Annotated in this window: 13 protein-coding genes; 10 read left to right on the top strand and 3 right to left on the bottom strand. The window is 62.7% G+C overall.

The window, feature by feature from the left end; all coding sequences use genetic code 11:
* Window positions 1-28 precede the first annotated feature (28 nt).
* Entirely contained in the window at window positions 29-352 is a 324-nt protein-coding gene (gene fdxA, locus ERD78_RS15885) for a ferredoxin FdxA (protein WP_129970323.1), read from the bottom strand.
* 208 nt (window positions 353-560) lie between these two features.
* Between fdxA and pncB the strand changes: the two genes are divergently transcribed.
* Together pncB and ERD78_RS15875 are read left to right on the top strand one after the other, a co-directional pair.
* Window positions 561-1,736 carry a nicotinate phosphoribosyltransferase gene (pncB, locus tag ERD78_RS15880; RefSeq protein ID WP_129970321.1) on the top strand — a complete coding sequence of 392 codons (1,176 nt, stop codon included), beginning with the start codon at window positions 561-563 and terminating at the stop codon, window positions 1,734-1,736.
* An 85-nt stretch (window positions 1,737-1,821) separates the two neighbouring features.
* Window positions 1,822-2,175: a RidA family protein gene (locus tag ERD78_RS15875; protein WP_129970319.1), complete on the top strand. Its 354-nt coding sequence runs from the start codon at window positions 1,822-1,824 to the stop codon at window positions 2,173-2,175.
* Between the two features lie 28 nt (window positions 2,176-2,203).
* Here the strand turns inward: ERD78_RS15875 and ERD78_RS20250 are convergent, their stop codons facing one another.
* Entirely contained in the window at window positions 2,204-2,896 is a 693-nt protein-coding gene (locus ERD78_RS20250) for a flavodoxin family protein (RefSeq protein ID WP_371734612.1), read from the bottom strand.
* A gap of 93 nt (window positions 2,897-2,989) precedes the next feature.
* On the opposite strand from ERD78_RS20250, the gene ERD78_RS15865 reads away from it, so the two are divergent.
* From ERD78_RS15865 to accD, 4 genes are all read left to right on the top strand, one after another.
* On the top strand, window positions 2,990-5,263 hold the full coding sequence (locus tag ERD78_RS15865) for a RelA/SpoT family protein (RefSeq protein WP_129970317.1): 2,274 nt from the start codon (window positions 2,990-2,992) through the stop codon (window positions 5,261-5,263).
* 125 nt (window positions 5,264-5,388) lie between these two features.
* Window positions 5,389-6,588 (top strand): tryptophan synthase subunit beta, encoded by a 1,200-nt coding sequence (trpB, locus tag ERD78_RS15860; protein WP_129970315.1) that lies wholly within the window; start codon window positions 5,389-5,391, stop codon window positions 6,586-6,588.
* A 14-nt stretch (window positions 6,589-6,602) separates the two neighbouring features.
* Complete coding sequence (gene trpA / locus ERD78_RS15855) at window positions 6,603-7,457, top strand: tryptophan synthase subunit alpha (RefSeq protein ID WP_129970313.1); 855 nt, start codon at window positions 6,603-6,605, stop codon at window positions 7,455-7,457.
* 98 nt (window positions 7,458-7,555) lie between these two features.
* Window positions 7,556-8,434 carry an acetyl-CoA carboxylase, carboxyltransferase subunit beta gene (gene accD / locus ERD78_RS15850; RefSeq protein ID WP_129970311.1) on the top strand — a complete coding sequence of 293 codons (879 nt, stop codon included), beginning with the start codon at window positions 7,556-7,558 and terminating at the stop codon, window positions 8,432-8,434.
* 157 nt (window positions 8,435-8,591) lie between these two features.
* On the opposite strand, the gene ERD78_RS15845 is transcribed toward accD, so the two are convergent.
* Window positions 8,592-11,678, bottom strand: a complete 3,087-nt coding sequence (locus ERD78_RS15845; protein WP_129970309.1) for an Rne/Rng family ribonuclease — start codon at window positions 11,676-11,678, stop codon at window positions 8,592-8,594.
* Window positions 11,679-12,172: 494 nt separating this feature from the next.
* On the opposite strand from ERD78_RS15845, the gene ERD78_RS15840 reads away from it, so the two are divergent.
* The 4 genes from ERD78_RS15840 to ERD78_RS15825 all read left to right on the top strand — a co-directional run bounded on the left by ERD78_RS15840 (window position 12,173) and on the right by ERD78_RS15825 (window position 15,602).
* On the top strand, window positions 12,173-13,129 hold the full coding sequence (locus ERD78_RS15840) for an RluA family pseudouridine synthase (RefSeq protein WP_129970307.1): 957 nt from the start codon (window positions 12,173-12,175) through the stop codon (window positions 13,127-13,129).
* A complete protein-coding gene (locus ERD78_RS15835; RefSeq protein ID WP_129970305.1) occupies window positions 13,126-13,779 on the top strand; it encodes an HAD-IA family hydrolase in 654 nt (217 codons plus the stop codon). Before ERD78_RS15840 ends, ERD78_RS15835 begins: the two co-directional genes overlap by 4 nt.
* A gap of 226 nt (window positions 13,780-14,005) precedes the next feature.
* Entirely contained in the window at window positions 14,006-14,971 is a 966-nt protein-coding gene (gene msrP, locus ERD78_RS15830; protein WP_129970303.1) for a protein-methionine-sulfoxide reductase catalytic subunit MsrP, read from the top strand.
* Window positions 14,916-15,602: a protein-methionine-sulfoxide reductase heme-binding subunit MsrQ gene (locus ERD78_RS15825; RefSeq protein ID WP_129970301.1), complete on the top strand. Its 687-nt coding sequence runs from the start codon at window positions 14,916-14,918 to the stop codon at window positions 15,600-15,602. The genes msrP and ERD78_RS15825 overlap by 56 nt, the downstream gene beginning before the upstream one ends.
* Window positions 15,603-15,604: the final 2 nt, after the last annotated feature.

Below are 15,604 nucleotides of genomic sequence, written 5' to 3'. Positions count from 1 at the left end.
TGCAACAAGGCTGGGCCCCGCGCATGCATCAGCGTATCAGATCCTTCAGCTTGCCGGGCACGCCATTCCATTCATCGGCATCGGGCAAAGGCTTCTTGGAGCGATTGATGGTGCCGAATTCAGGCGAGAGCTCGGCGTTCAGCGCGATGAACTGAACTTGGTCCTCGGGCACGTCCTCCTCGGCGAAAATCGCGTTGGCGGGGCATTCGGCTACGCACACTGCGCAGTCTATGCATTCATCGGGGTCGATGACAAGAAAATTTTCACCTTCGCGGAAACAATCCACGGGACAGACATCGACGCAGTCGGTGAATTTGCACTTGATACAGTTTTCGGTGACTACATGAGTCATTGTGGTGCTCCAACTTCAGATACTGACGATTTTAACCAATCCTCCTGGCCATTACCCGATATAGTCATGCCGGCGACAGGTCTTTGCTGCGGCACAGGCCATGCGCATTCCTCGAACCGCGCAGGCATCCTGAAGTCGCCCGCCTGGGCGCATCGAATACACTGGCTGCTATGTGCTAACGTAGCTGAAACATTTTCTCCCGTGCGTCATGATCATCACCTCGCTGCTTGATACCGATCTCTACAAGTTTTCGATGATGCAGGTCGTCCTGCACCATTTTCCGGCGGCTCATGTCGAATACCGCTACAAATGCCGCACGCCTGGCATCAATCTCGTGGCCTATATCGAGGAGATCCGCCAGGAGATTCATGCGCTTTGCCAGTTGCGTTTTACCGAGCCCGAGCTGCAGTATCTGCGCGGCTTGCGTTTCATAAAAAGCGATTTTGTCGATTTCCTGGGACTGTTTCATTTGCCCGAGAAAAGCATCGTGGTGCAACCGAGCGCGGTGCCGGGAGAAATCGACATCACGGTAAAGGGCCCCTGGCTGCACACTATTTTGTTCGAGATACCGGTGCTCGCCATCGTGAACGAGGTGTATTTCCGCAATACATCGCGCGAGCCCAACTGGAAGGAAGGGCGGGAGCGGCTGCGCACCAAGATGCAGTTGGTCACCGGGGATCCCGATCTGGCCGATTTCCGCGTGGCCGAGTATGGCACGCGCCGGCGCTTCTCCCGCACCTGGCATGAAGAAGTGGTGAATACGCTCAAGGCCGAAATGGGGCCGCATTTTGCAGGCACGAGCAATGTCCTGCTGGCCCGCAAGCATGGCGTTACGCCGCTGGGCACCATGGGGCACGAATACTTGCAGGCCTGTCAGGCCCTGGGCCCCAGGCTTCGCGATTCCCAGGTCTACGCGCTCGAGGTATGGGCCAAGGAGTATCGGGGCGATCTGGGTATTGCGCTGTCGGATGTCTATGGCATGGATGCCTTCCTGCGCGACTTCGACATGTACTTCTGCAAGCTGTTCGACGGCGCGCGGCATGATTCCGGCGATCCTTTTGTCTGGGGCGAGCGCCTGCTGGCGCACTATCAGGCCAACCGCACCGATCCGCGCACCAAGACGCTTGTGTTCTCGGACTCGCTGACCATTCCGCGCGCCATTGAGATTGCCAAGCGCTTCGCCGGCCGATGCCGGGTCTCCTTCGGCATCGGCACCAATCTCACCAACGACCTGGGCCACGAACCGCTTCAGATCGTGATGAAGATGGTGCGCTGCAACGGCCAGCCCGTGGCCAAGGTGTCGGATGCGCCTGAAAAGACGATGTGTGATGATCCTGCCTACTTGGCCTATTTGCGCCAGGTATTCCAATTGCCGCCTGCCTGAGGCAGCGTGGTTCCGAACGCCGGACCGCGCCAGGGCCTGGCCCTGGACACGGTCGGGATATCTTGATTTTCAACGGAGTGAAACAATGAAGGAAGTGGAACGAGTCAACGTCGAGAAGCGCCTGTCCGACATGGCCATTTTCAATGGTGTGGCCTATCTGGCCGGCCAAGTGCCCGATGACGCGTCACTGGACATGCAGGGCCAGACCACGCAGGTGCTGGAAACCATAGACCGTTTGCTGGCCACCGCCGGCACGGACAAGTCGCGCATCCTCATGGCGCAGATCTTCATTGCCAACATGAAGGAATTCGATGGCATGAACAAGGCATGGGATGCCTGGGTTGCCGCCGGCAACGCGCCGCCGCGCGCCACGGTCGAGGCCAGGCTGGCCAATCCCGACTACAAAGTCGAGATCGTGGTGACGGCTGCGCTGCCCTGAACGGGCGCGCATTCCAAGCCGCCTGCCGCTAGAGCAGCAGTGCGGCCAGGGTGCCGCCCAGCGTGTGGCAAGCCTGGCCGTCGGCTGGCTCCAGCATCTTCGGTTCCCAGATGCGCTCGGCGGTCTGGGCCCGAAAGTTCACCACCAGTGCGGGCGCGATGGGCGAAAGACGCCAGCCGGTGCAGATGCGTTCCGCTTGCCGGGCTGCGCCGCTGCCGTCGGACCCCGCGCTGATCATCAAGGCGTACGGGCGTCCATTCAACATGTCCAGTACCGCGTAGTAGGTCCGGTCGAAAAACTCCTTCATTGCGCCGGCCAGCGCAGCCAGGTTTTCAGGCGCGCAGAATAAATAGGCATCAGCCGCAAGGAGATCTTCGGCATGGGTCTCGCAGGCATGCCGTATGCACAACCGCAGTCCCTGTTCCTGAAAATCGGCGCGGGCCAGTGGATCGCCACGGATGTCGCTGACGCTGTCCAGCAGGGCCATGCCCGATTGCGCCGGCATGTCGCGGACCTGCGACAGGCGTGCGCCATCATGGGCTTTGCGCGCCGCGGGCGGCAGTCGCGTCTGTGCGCCGGCTTGCCCAGGGGAGGCGGTGGGGACGGCCAACTGCCTGGCCACATCGAGGGCGCCGCGCGCTGCTGCTTGCATCATCTGGCGCGCCGCGCCGGTGCGTGAATGCCAGATCATGAGAATGGTTTTGTCGCCAGTGTCCTTCATTCTGTCGCCCTTGCCGGCCCAAATGCGAGCCAATGCACGGTAGTATAGAGGCGTGTGGCATCCGGTATGCCGCGCGCTGCACAGCTTCTCGACATGTCCACAATCTCATCCGACGAAACGCTCGATACGCCGCCATTCGATGCCGCCTGGCTGGAGCAGGCCGGCGCAGGCCTGGATGACGATGGCCTCGCCCTGCTGCACAAAGCTGCGCTGTGGGTGCGCGAGCCGCTTGCTTCCCTGTATGCCACGACTGGGGAGCCGCTGGCTTCGCACAGCGCGCAGGTTGCATGCATACTGGCCGGCATGGGTGGCGATGCGCAAACGCGGGCAAGCGCGCTGTTGGCGGTGTTGCCTGATGATGCGCCGCCGGGGGCCCAGACGGGGCCGTCGCGCAATCACCCCTTGCGCAAGCGTTTCGGGGCTGATGTGTTGGCCCTGGTGCAAGGCACCCGCGCCTTGCTTCACCTGGGACGCCTGGCCGGCCAGGCGGCGCCGGCAGACGATGCCGGCACCGACCAGAAGGAAATGCGGCGCAAGATGCTTCTGGCCATGGCGGCAGATCTGCGCATTGTTCTCATGCGGCTGGCTTCCCGGCTGCAGTCCCTGCGCTGGTATGCAGCAACGCGCACGCCGTGTCCGCGGGCCTTCGCGCGTGAAACCATGGAGCTGTACACGCCTTTGGCGAACCGACTCGGCATCTGGCAGCTTAAGTGGGAAATGGAAGACCTGGCTTTTCGCTTCCTTGAGCCCGATATCTACAAATCCATCGCCAGGCAACTCGAGGAAAAGCGTGTCGAGCGCGAAAGCGCCATTACCGCCATGGTCGAGCAATTGCGCGGCGCCTTGTCCGAGGCGCATATCGCCGCGCAGGTCAGTGGGCGCCCCAAGCATATCTTCAGCATCTGGAACAAGATGCGGAACAAGAATCTATCCTTCGGACAACTCCACGATTTGCGGGCGCTGCGTGTCATTGTCGAGGACGAGCGCGCCTGTTACAGCGCGCTGGCGCTGGTGCACTCACTCTGGACGCCTGTATCGGACGAATTCGACGATTATATTTCTCGCCCCAAGCCCAATGGCTATCGCTCTCTGCATACCGTCGTGGCCGATGGGCGGGGACGCAGCTTCGAAATCCAGATACGCACGCGCGAGATGCATGAGTTCGCCGAGTACGGGATGGCGGCGCACTGGCGCTACAAGGAGTCGGGGCCGCGCGGTGGCCAGGTGGCCGCGGCCGGCGCCTATGATCAAAAAATTGCGTGGATGCGGCAATTGCTCGCCTGGGATCACGATCCTGGCGCGCAGGCGGATGGCGCCGCTACGCCCGGGACGCCTGCCGCCAGGTCGGGTCGCAGGCAGGACGAGCGCATCTATGTGCTGACGCCCCAGGCGCGTGTCATTGAGTTGCCCGCCGGGGCCACGCCGGTCGATTTTGCCTATCACCTGCATACGGATCTTGGTCACCGTTGCCGGGGCGCGCGGGTCGACGGGCAGATGGTGCCGCTGCAGACACGGCTTCGGACCGGGCAGACAGTGGAAATCACGGCGGCCAAGTCCGGCGGGCCCTCGCGCGACTGGCTCAACCCGCAGCTTGGCTTTCTGGCCAGCCCCAGGGCGCGCTCCAAGGTGCGAGCCTGGTTCAATGCCATCGAACTCCAGCAGCGCATCGCGCAGGGCCAGACCTTGGTGGAAAAAGAGCTCCAGCGCCTGGGCAAGACCGCTATCAATATGGAACAGCTTGCCCAGCAACTGGATTTCGCCCGCGCCGACGATCTGTATGTGGCCGTGGCCAAGGAAGAATTCAGCCTGCGGCAGATCGATTATCTGTTGACGGGGCGAGGAAAAGCGGGCGAGGCGGCCGATGCGGGCCCGCCGCAGCCCGAGGCTCGGGTGTATGCCAGCGGCACCGAAAATGTGGTGCGCACCGGACGCAGCGGCGTATTGGTGGTGGGCGTGGATGCCTTGCTGACGCAATTGGCACGCTGCTGCCGACCCGCACCGCCCGATCCCATCGTCGGGTTCGTCACACGGGGACGTGGCGTTTCCATACATAGGCACGACTGCTCGTCGTACGCGGCGCTGGCCGCGCGTCATCCAGAACGCCTCATCGATGTCGACTGGGGTGATACGGGGGACGCCCTGTATCCGGTGGACATTGCCATCCATGCGCCAGACCGGGCCAATTTGCTGCGCGACCTGTCGGAGGTTCTGGCGCGCCTGCGCATACGCGTGGTTGGCGTCAACACGCACAGCCGCCGCTCGCTGGCGCATATGGTATTCACCATAGAGGTGAACAACGGGGAGCAGATCGCGCGCGCCTTGACGGCGCTCAACGAGTTGGCTGGCGTGACGGCGAGCAGGCAGTAGCGGAATGCGACGCCGCCGCCACGAGCGCGGCGCGCCTTTGTTACGCCCCGGGGCTGGTAAAATGCTTGTTTATCTCGAAGGTGGCTGCCCGTATTGCTGCCACAATGCGTAAAGAGAGCATAGCCTTGACATCCTATTCCCTGCCCGATGCCACCGGACATTTCGGCCGCTATGGCGGCTCCTTCGTAGCCGAAACGCTGGTGCACGCCCTGGACGAGCTGCGCATCGCATACGAAAAATACCAGTCCGACCCGGAGTTCCTGGCCGAGTTTGCCTACGAGCTCGAGCATTTCGTGGGCCGCCCAAGCCCTGTGTACCATGCCAGGCGCTGGTCGGAGAAGCTGGGAGGAGGGCAGATATGGTTCAAGCGCGAAGACCTTAACCACACCGGCGCCCACAAGATCAACAACTGCATGGGCCAGATACTGTTGGCCCGGCGCATGGGCAAGCCCCGCATCATTGCCGAGACCGGCGCCGGCCAGCATGGCGTTGCCACGGCGACAGTGGCAGCGCGTTATGGTCTTGAATGTGTGGTCTACATGGGTAGCGAGGACGTGCGCCGCCAGGCATCCAATGTCTATCGCATGAAGCTGTTGGGCGCCACCGTGGTACCGGTCAACTCTGGCTCGCGCACGCTCAAGGATGCGCTCAACGAGGCCATGCGCGACTGGGTCACCAATGTCGAGAATACGTTCTACATTATCGGCACGGTGGCGGGCCCTCATCCATACCCCAAGATGGTTCGCGATTTCCAGGCTGTCATCGGCGACGAGTGCCTTGAGCAGATGCCGCGCCATGCCGGACGCCAGCCCGATTACATCGTGGCATCGGTGGGCGGCGGATCCAACGCCATGGGCATTTTCTATCCTTACATCGATTATGACGACGTACGGCTCGTAGGCGTCGAGGCCGCCGGCGAGGGTCTGGATTCGGGGCGCCATGCCGCCTCGCTCAATGCGGGCCAGGTGGGAGTCCTGCATGGCAACCGCACATATGTCATGCAGGACGGCAGCGGCCAGGTCATCGAAACGCATTCCATTTCGGCAGGGCTCGACTATCCCGGCGTGGGGCCGGAGCATGCGTGGCTCAAAGACGCCGGGCGTGCCACCTATGTTGGCGTCGAGGATGGCGAAGCCCTGGCAGCTTTTCACGATTGCTGCCGGCTCGAGGGCATCATGCCCGCACTCGAATCGGCGCACGCCATTGCCCATGCGGCAAGGCTTGCCCCCACGCTGCCAAAAGACAAGATTATCCTTGTGAACCTTTCCGGCCGGGGCGACAAAGACATGCACACTGTTGCCGACTTCAGCGGCATTACCCTGTAGATGGGCCTGCTCACATGACTGCTTCCAATTCGCGGCTCGCTGCCGCGTTCGAACGTACCCGCGCCGCAAAGCGTGCCGCGCTCATCCCCTATGTTGCTGCCGGCGATCCTTCGCCGCAGGCGACCCCGGTGCTGATGCACGCCTTGGTCAAGGCTGGCGCCGATGTCATCGAACTTGGCGTGCCATTTTCCGATCCGATGGCGGATGGGCCTGTCATACAGCGTGCCACGGAGCGTGCCATTGCAAAGGGCACAGGCCTGTCGCAGGTTCTTGATATGGTCGCGGTATTCCGCCGCGACGACGTCGAGACGCCTGTCGTGCTTATGGGCTATGCCAATCCCATCGAACACATGGGGCAGGCCGCCTTTGCACAGGCTGCTGCCAAGGCCGGCGTCGATGGCGTGCTGGTGGTTGATTACCCTCCCGAAGAGATAGAGGAGTTTGCCGCCCAGCTCGCGGGCAACGGACTCGATCCCATTTTTCTTCTGGCCCCCACCTCGACAGACGGCCGTATTGCCAGGGTCGCGCAGGTTGCGCGCGGCTATGTCTATTACGTGTCCCTGAAGGGGGTTACAGGCGCGGGCCATATCGACATCGACGATGTGGCCCGCCATCTCGAGCGTATACGCCGCCATGTCTCGATTCCCGTGGGCGTGGGGTTTGGCATCCGTGATGCCGCCAGCGCCTGCCGGCTTGCGGCTTGCGCGGATGCGGTGGTCATCGGCAGCAAATTGATCGAAACCATGGAGTCCGCCGTGGCGGATGCGCAACAACAGGGCAAGGACGATACGGGTGCCGATGTTGCGGCCATCGAGGCGGCGCAAGACTGGCTGGGCACGATTTCTCGTGCATTGCAGCGTACCGGCTGATCGGAACATTCGCGGCCCCACCTTGCGGCAAGTCGCGGTGCAAGGGTAAAACAGAATGAAAATCCCGGCGGGGAGCCGGGCGTAAAAGGGATAAATACATGAGTTGGATCGACAAGATTTTGCCCCCGCGCATCAATCGCAACAGTGATGGCGGGCGGCGGGTGCCGGAAGGGCTCTGGGTCAAATGTCCGGCCTGCGAGTCGGTACTGTACAAGGAAGACCTGAAAGCAACGCTAAATGTCTGCCCCAAGTGCAATCACCATATGCGCATTGGGGCCAGGTCACGCATCGAGTCGCTGCTTGATGCGGAGGGCCGCGTTGAAATCGGCCAGAATACCCGCCCCATGGACCCGCTCAAATTCAAGGACAGTCGCAAGTACCCGGAGCGTGTCGCTCAAGCGGTCAAACAGACCGATGAAACCGAGGCGCTGGTGGTCGTGGGTGGATCCATTCTGGCTATGCCTGTGGTGCTAGCCTGCTTTGAGTTCGAATTCATGGGCGGATCCATGGGCTCTGTGGTGGGAGAGCGCTTTGCGCGCGGCGTTCAAGAGGCCATCAAGAACCGTACCCCATTTGTTTGCGTGGCGGCCTCGGGCGGCGCACGCATGCAGGAGAGCCTGTTTTCGCTGATGCAGATGGCCAAGACCAATGCCATGCTGACCCGCCTGTCCGCCGAAGGGCTGCCTTTCATCAGCGTGCTTACAGATCCGACCATGGGCGGCGTGTCCGCGAGTTTTGCATTCATGGGAGACATCGTCATTGCCGAACCGAAGGCGCTCATTGGCTTTGCTGGTCCGCGGGTCATCGAGCAAACAGTCAGGGAAACGCTGCCCGAAGGTTTCCAGCGCGCTGAATTCCTGCTGGAGAAGGGCGCGATAGACATGGTGGTGGACCGGCGCGAAATGCGCACCGAACTGGCTCATCTCATTGCGCTGCTTGTGCGCCAGCCCATCGAGGCCGTGGCCAGAACATCGTAGCCGGCGACAGGCCAACCCGCCCGAATTCATGGGGGCCGCATTGCAGTGGCGACCTTCCAATGCAATGGTGGCCTCCCAAATAAAAGCCCGTTCAATTTTGTTGAACGGGCTTTTATTGCATGGCCGCCGCATAGGCTGCCATGCGCCGCACGGGCGGCTAGTGGGTTTCCACCTGTTGCAGGGGTTCGTCCGCAACTTTCGCGACCGGTTTGCGGGCGCGTCCGAGACGCTGGGGCTGTTCGGGCGCCGGGGGCGCCGCCGCCGCGCGCGTCTCGATGAGTTGCATGCCCGCGTTCGCGAGAATGTTGTCAAGCGTGCTGGCGCTGCCATTGGCCGGTGAGAGGGTGCGGCCTTCGGCATCCGCTGTCGCGGCGGGCGTATGAATGCCATTGCCCAGGCTGATGGCCTTTGTCACGCTGGCAGGCACTTCCGTGACTTCCTCCACAGAGGCGTCCGCGGGCGTTGTGGTCACCGTGTCCTGCCCGGTGGCTTCTTCCAGCGCAGGCTTAGTGGCTTCATGCTCGGCGACATCAGGCTGCGGCATGCTGGCTGTGCCGTCGTCAGACACTGGCGCGGCTGCTGCAAGTGCTGCGGATTCCTGCGTGGAAGGGGCGGGAGCGTCGGGCGTTGTCACATCAGCCGGCCCAGCTTGGGTGGATTGTTCATCGGCCTTGGCGGCATCAGCGGCTGCCACGGGCGCGGCTTCGGCTGCCACGCCGCTTTCTTCGGCGGTGGAAGCAGCCTCGACTACAGAAGCTTCATCCTGTCCGGTTTGCGCGGCAACGCTTTCGGCAGCTTCGGCAAGCTGTGGCGCCGGCGCGGGTTCCTGGCTTGTGCCAGTGTCCGGCTCACGGGCTGCCGTGGTATCTGCCAGATCGTCTGCCTGGTTCTGTTGAGCTGCCACGTCACTGTCGCCGTTCTCTGCATTGGCCACGCTGGCATCCGCCGCGTCAGTGCCGCGCCTGCCTCGACGGCTGCGGCGCCGACGGCGCCGGCGTTCCGGATCCGTCTGCTCGCCATTGCCCGCGGCCGTGCCGGCCGTCTCGTTGCTACCCGCCTGCGCAATGTCCTGGACATTGTCCTGGGTTTCCGCGGGTTGCTGGGCCTGCGGCGTTGACGGTGCGGCAGTTCCGGCTTCGGGAGCGGTGCCCGTGGTGCTCGCGGCGGCAACTGCCACGGCTGCGACGGCGGTGGACTCGGTTTCGGCCTGATCGTTGCGGTTTTCGTCGCGGCGATTGCGTCCGCGCCCGGAGCGCCGGTTGCGGCCGCGATTGCCATTGGCGGCGTCCTGTTCCTGCGCCGCCGGGCGTTGGTTCTCGGCACCCGCTTCTGTATCGGCCCCTGCCTGGCGACGGGATCGCGAGGCAGGTGCGCTGGCCTCTGTGCGGGCGTCCTGGCGGCGTTCGCCGCGCCGGTTACGCCCACGCTCGGAGGGCCTGTCGCCGCGCTCGGACTTGTTACGCCCGGAGCGTGTGCGGTTGCCTTGCGAAGGTGTGGCGCTGGCGGCTTCCTCTGGTTTGGCCTCCTGCTCTGGGGTCGCGCCTGTCAACCAGCCCATGATGCGCTTGAACAGGCCGCCGCCGTCCGAAACAAGGGAGGTTGCCGCCTGGGCGGCGGAGGGGGCGTGCATCGGCGCCGGCTGGGTGTGGGCAATGCTCTTGACCAGCGCTTCGGGTTTGGCTTTGGCCTCGGTGGCACGGCTTGGAGACCAGGTGGCGGGCGCCTCAGGCTGCGTGACCAGCTCAAAACTGGTCTTGTTGTCTTCGAGACGTGGATCGTCGTGGCGCAGGCGCTCGATGTGATGATGTGGCGTTTCGAGGTTTTTGTTGGGGATGAGTATCAGGTTGATCTTGAGCCGGGATTCGATCAGGGCGATGTCGCGGCGCTTCTCATTGAGCAGGAAAGTGGCCACATCGACGGGCACCTGCGCGTGCAGGGCCGCTGTGCCTTCCTTCATGGCTTCTTCCTGGAGCAGGCGCAGCACGTGCAGGGCGCTGGATTCGGCATCGCGAATGACGCCGGTGCCATTGCAGCGCGGGCAGGTGACATGCGAGCCCTCGTTCAGCGCCGGGCGCAGCCGCTGGCGCGAGAGTTCCATAAGGCCGAACCGGGATATCTTGCCCATCTGTACGCGGGCGCGATCGAAATGCAGGGCATCGCGCAGGCGCTGTTCGACAGCGCGCTGGTTCTTGTTGTCCTCCATGTCGATAAAGTCGATGACGATCAGACCGCCCAGGTCACGCAACCGCAGTTGGCGGGCTACCTCGTCCGCGGCCTCGAGATTGGTGCGCATGGCCGTTTCCTCGATGTCGGAGCCGCGCGTGGAGCGGGCCGAGTTCACATCGATGGCGACCAGGGCTTCAGTGTGATCGATGACGACCGAGCCACCGGACGGCAGCTGCACGGTGCGCGAATAGGCGGTTTCGATCTGGTGTTCGATCTGGAAGCGGGAGAAGAGGGGAATGTCGTCCCGGTACATCTTGACGCGCTGAACGCTGTCGGGCATGACCACGCTCATGAATGCCGTGGCCTGCTCGTAGATGTCGTCGGTATCTATGAGGATTTCACCGATTTCAGGCGAAAAATAGTCGCGGATGGCGCGGATGACCAGACTGGATTCGAGATAGATCAGGATGGGCGCTGCGTTGTCCTTCGCGGCGGCATCGATTGCATTCCAGAGCTGAAGCAGATAGGACAGATCCCACTGGAGCTCCTCGACCGTGCGGCCTATGCCGGCGGTACGGGCGATGATGCTCATGCCCGAGGGCAGATTGAGCTGGTCCATCGTTTCGCGCAGCTCCTGCCGGTCTTCGCCTTCGACCCGGCGAGAAACGCCGCCGCCGCGCGGATTGTTGGGCATGAGTACCAGGTAGCGGCCCGCCAGGGATATGAAGGTGGTCAGCGCCGCGCCCTTGTTGCCGCGTTCCTCCTTCTCGACCTGGATGATAAGCTCCTGGCCTTCGGTCAGGGCATCCTGGATGCGCGCGCTGCGTACATCCACGCCTTCCTTGAAGTAGCTGCGCGCCACCTCCTTGAATGGCAGGAAGCCATGACGCTCTTCGCCGTAGTTGACGAAGCAGGCCTCGAGGCCCGGCTCGATGCGTGTGATGACGCCCTTGTAGATATTGCCTTTGCGCTGTTCGCGCCCGGCGGTTTCGATGTCCAGGTCTATGAGCTTCTGACCATCGACTATGGCAACGCGTAATTCTTCTTGGTGCGTTGCATTGAACAACATCCGTTTCATGAGGTGATTCTCCGTAGTCATGGCGCACCGTAAAAACGGCGCACGACCGCGGGTCACTCGGTGTGTGGCGCTAAATCTGCGTGGAGAGCGGGTCTGACGCCGTCAGGCCGCGCTCTCCCTGTGTCTGGGAGGCACGGCGTACGGTTGCGACATACGCTGTTCAATCAGCATGGAGGTCAGGTTCACGTTTGTGGTTGACAGGTATTGCTGGGAACGGCAGACGCGCTGGTGGCGCGGCTGGTGCATAAAACGATGACAATCTGCAAATCTCGCGTCGCACGCGGGTGGCGGCAGGGTTGCCGGCAGCGGGTTACGTTTTACGCCACTGCCCGACAGACCGCCCTTGCCCCGGCGACCTAATGACCCAGGGGCTGGAATCGAGGCATTACAAGTACAATATGGCCTTTGCGGCATACGGAGACGCACCCTTGCATCTCTACGGACGCCGTTTTCCAGCCTCTATAGGCTGACGCGATTATATTCCCCTTTTCCTCATGCGCAAAATTGCTGTTGATTCCGCGCCGGCCCCCAGTGTGCGCTTTGTCGAAATCGGCGCCGAGCAGGCGGGTCAACGCATCGACAATTTCCTGCTCCGCGTCTGCAAGGGCGTGCCCAAAAGTCACATCTACAAGGCCATTCGAGGCGGAGAGGTGCGCGTGAACAAGGGGCGCACCAGCGCAGACTACCGACTGGCCGCCGGCGACCAGGTTCGCATCCCGCCCCTGAGGCTGCCCGCGCCGGGGGCGGCCCGGCCGGTACCCCCCGCCGCCTTTCCCGTCGTCTTCGAAGACGAGGCGCTGGTAGTGCTGGACAAGCCGGCGGGCCTGGCCGTGCACGGCGGCAGCGGGGTATCGTTCGGGCTCATCGAGCAATTGCGGGCCGCCCGCCCCGAGGCGCGGTTCCTCGAACTGGCCCATCGGCTCGATCGCGAGACCTCGGGGCTGATCATGGTGGCCAAGCAGCGCAAATCGCTGCTCCGCCTGCATGACATGATGCGTGAAGGCGGCGGGCGGAAGCGCTACCAGGCGTTGGTGGTGGGCGATTGGGTCAACGACCGGCAGCATCTGCGCCAACCGCTTTACAAGTATCTGACGCCGAGCGGCGAGCGCCGGGTGCGGGTCGATCCGGGTGGCAAACCCGCCCATACCATCATCACCCTGGAACGACGGTTTGGCCGCTACAGCCTGCTGGGTGCCGAATTGCGCACGGGGCGCACGCATCAGATACGGGTTCACCTGGCTGCAGCGGGTTTTCCCATCGTGGCCGACGAGAAATACGGCGCCGACGAGGTGCGTCAGGCATTTGCCCGCCAGGGCCTGCACCGGATGTTTCTACATGCGGGCAGTCTCGATATCCCGCACCCTCTGTCAGGAGAGCCGTTGAGCCTGCGCGCGCCGCTGCCTCCGGAATGTATGGCTATACTTCGCTATCTGGAAGGGAGCAATAAATGAAGAAGTACGCGGCGGTGGTGTTCGATTGGGACGGCACCGTGATGGATTCCACGCACAGTATCGTGACGGCCATTCAGTCCGCCTGTACCGATGTCGGCCTTCCCGTGCCCGAGGCCCGGGAAGCCAGCTGGGTCATAGGCTTGTCGCTGGAGAGCGCTTTGTACCGATGCGTTCCCACGTTGACAGCTGAGCAGTTGCCGCTGTTCCTGGAGCGCTACCGCCATCATTTCATGTTGCGCGACGCTGAAATCCAACTGTTCGATGGCATTCTCGACCTGTTTGGCACCCTGCGGGACCGCCAGGTGTCGTTGGGGGTGGCGACGGGCAAGAGCCGGCGCGGGCTGGACCGCATCCTGGGCGCCATGCGACTCGAACCCTATTTCACCGTAACCCGTTGCGCGGACGAATGCCATAGCAAGCCGCATCCGGCCATGCTGCTGGAAATCATGCGTACGCTGTCCCTGGAGCCACAGCAGATTCTGATGGTGGGCGACACCTCGCACGATATTCAGATGGCAGCTGCGGCGGGCGTGGACAGCATGGCTGTCACGTATGGCGCGCACGACAAGCGCACCCTGGTGCAGGCCCAACCCACTGTGCTGGTCGGCAATGTGCGGGAAATGCAATCCTGGATACTGGACCGCATCTGAATATCCGGAACCGGGCGCCTGGCGCATGCAACGCTGCCTGCGTCGGTCAGAATGCCCGTCCCGCGAGCGCAGGCGTGGCAATGCCGATGCGGCATGCCCGATTTCGAAGGCGGCGCCGTGAAACTTCCGGACACGAGATGCGTCATAATCGGGAAGCCCTCAGCAGAAAGATCCGCCCGGAGACAACACGACCCTCTGGACGCGGCCAATACCCCGGAGCACCGTCATGCCGCGCATCAATCAGCCAACAATACCGCCCTCTGAAATAACACCCGAAGGAGTCTGGCTCTCCAGACGGCGTTGGCTGCAGCGCGCCGGCCTTGGCGTGGCGGCGCTGGGCGCCGGAAGACTGTCCCCCGCTGTCGCCGGCCCGGCGCCGGACGATCTTGCGTCCCTGCATGCGACACCCAACCCCGATTTTCGCGTCGATGAGCCCCTCACTTCCGAGCAGGACATCACCTCCTACAACAATTTCTATGAATTCGGCACCGGCAAGACCGATCCCATGGATTACGCGGGCAAGATGCGCACGCGTCCCTGGGCTGTCGTGGTCGAGGGTGAGGTCATGCGCCCGCGGACTTTTGACATCGATGATTTGCTCAAGCTCGCGCCCATGCAGGAACGCATATACCGCCTGCGCTGTGTCGAGGCCTGGTCCATGGTCATTCCCTGGATCGGTTATTCCTTGTCCGAGCTGTTGAATCAGGTTCAGCCGACCTCGCGCGCGAAATACGTGGCATTCATCACTGCCGAGCAGGCTGATGTCATGCCCGGCGTGCGGCGCGGCATCCTGGACTGGCCCTATGTCGAAGGACTGCGTATGGACGAGGCCATGCATCCGCTGGCCATGCTGGTGTTCGGCCTGTACGGCAAGGTGCTGCCCAATCAGAACGGTGCGCCGCTGCGGCTCGCGGTACCCTGGAAATATGGCTTCAAGTCGGGCAAGTCCATTGTGCGCATCCGGCTCACCGCTGACATGCCACTGACCAGCTGGGTCAAGGCCGCATCCAGCGAGTATGGCTTCTATGCCAATGTGAATCCGGAAGTGCCTCATCCGCGCTGGAGCCAGGCCACCGAAAGGCGCATAGGCGCGGGGTTTTTTGCTCCGCGCGCCGACACCATCAAATTCAACGGCTATGGCGAGCAGGTGGCGTCGCTTTACCAGGGCATGGATCTTGTCAAGCACTTCTAGTTCTGTCCCGGCCCGCCATGCCGCGTGGACAGCGCGACGCGTCGCGCGCTTCAAACCGCCGCTGTTTCTGTTATGCCTCTATCCCCTGGCGCGATGGTTCTGGCTTGGTTTCAGCGGCGGGCTGGGCGCCAATCCACCGGAGTTTCTTATCCGGTCCTCGGGTGTCTGGGGGCTGGTTGCGCTGCTGCTGACGCTGGCGGTCACGCCGCTGCGCAGAATGCTGCGACAGCCGGCCCTGGTCGGCCTGCGTCGCATGCTGGGGCTATTCGCCTTCTTCTACACCTGCCTCCATCTGGCTGCCTGGGCCTTATGGGAGCGGGGTCTCTCCCCGGCCGCCATGTGGGACGACGTCATTGAGCGCACTTTCGTTACAGTGGGTATGCTGGCCTTTGTGCCCATGCTGGCGCTGGCTTTTACTTCCACCCGCGGGTGGATGCGGCGCTTGGGCAGGGGTTGGCAAATGTTGCATTGCAGCATTTATATAATCGCCGCGCTGTCGGTATGGCATTTCTGGCTTGTGCGCGCGGGTAAGAACGATTTTCTTGAACCTTATGCCTACATGGCCGTTCTGGCGGCGCTGCTGCTGTTCAGACTGGGATATCGCGTTCTGCGCCAGCATGCCACGCCGTAGAG

This window comes from Allopusillimonas soli (assembly GCF_004153445.1).
Lineage (GTDB): Bacteria > Pseudomonadota > Gammaproteobacteria > Burkholderiales > Burkholderiaceae_B > Allopusillimonas > Allopusillimonas soli.
Note: the sequence above shows the minus strand (reverse complement) of the source record. Positions and strands in the feature narration are given on the sequence as shown.

Excerpts from the sequence above, each read along its gene's own strand:
- fdxA (WP_129970323.1), bottom strand. The coding sequence starts at position 352 with ATGACTCATGTAGTCACCGAAAACTGTATCAAGTGCAAATTCACCGAC.
- pncB (WP_129970321.1), top strand. The coding sequence starts at position 561 with ATGATCATCACCTCGCTGCTTGATACCGATCTCTACAAGTTTTCGATG.
- ERD78_RS15875 (WP_129970319.1), top strand. The coding sequence starts at position 1,822 with ATGAAGGAAGTGGAACGAGTCAACGTCGAGAAGCGCCTGTCCGACATG.
- ERD78_RS20250 (WP_371734612.1), bottom strand. The coding sequence starts at position 2,896 with ATGAAGGACACTGGCGACAAAACCATTCTCATGATCTGGCATTCACGC.
- ERD78_RS15865 (WP_129970317.1), top strand. The coding sequence starts at position 2,990 with ATGTCCACAATCTCATCCGACGAAACGCTCGATACGCCGCCATTCGAT.
- trpA (WP_129970313.1), top strand. The coding sequence starts at position 6,603 with ATGACTGCTTCCAATTCGCGGCTCGCTGCCGCGTTCGAACGTACCCGC.
- accD (WP_129970311.1), top strand. The coding sequence starts at position 7,556 with ATGAGTTGGATCGACAAGATTTTGCCCCCGCGCATCAATCGCAACAGT.
- ERD78_RS15845 (WP_129970309.1), bottom strand. The coding sequence starts at position 11,678 with ATGAAACGGATGTTGTTCAATGCAACGCACCAAGAAGAATTACGCGTT.
- ERD78_RS15840 (WP_129970307.1), top strand. The coding sequence starts at position 12,173 with ATGCGCAAAATTGCTGTTGATTCCGCGCCGGCCCCCAGTGTGCGCTTT.
- ERD78_RS15835 (WP_129970305.1), top strand. The coding sequence starts at position 13,126 with ATGAAGAAGTACGCGGCGGTGGTGTTCGATTGGGACGGCACCGTGATG.
- msrP (WP_129970303.1), top strand. The coding sequence starts at position 14,006 with ATGCCGCGCATCAATCAGCCAACAATACCGCCCTCTGAAATAACACCC.
- ERD78_RS15825 (WP_129970301.1), top strand. The coding sequence starts at position 14,916 with ATGGCGAGCAGGTGGCGTCGCTTTACCAGGGCATGGATCTTGTCAAGC.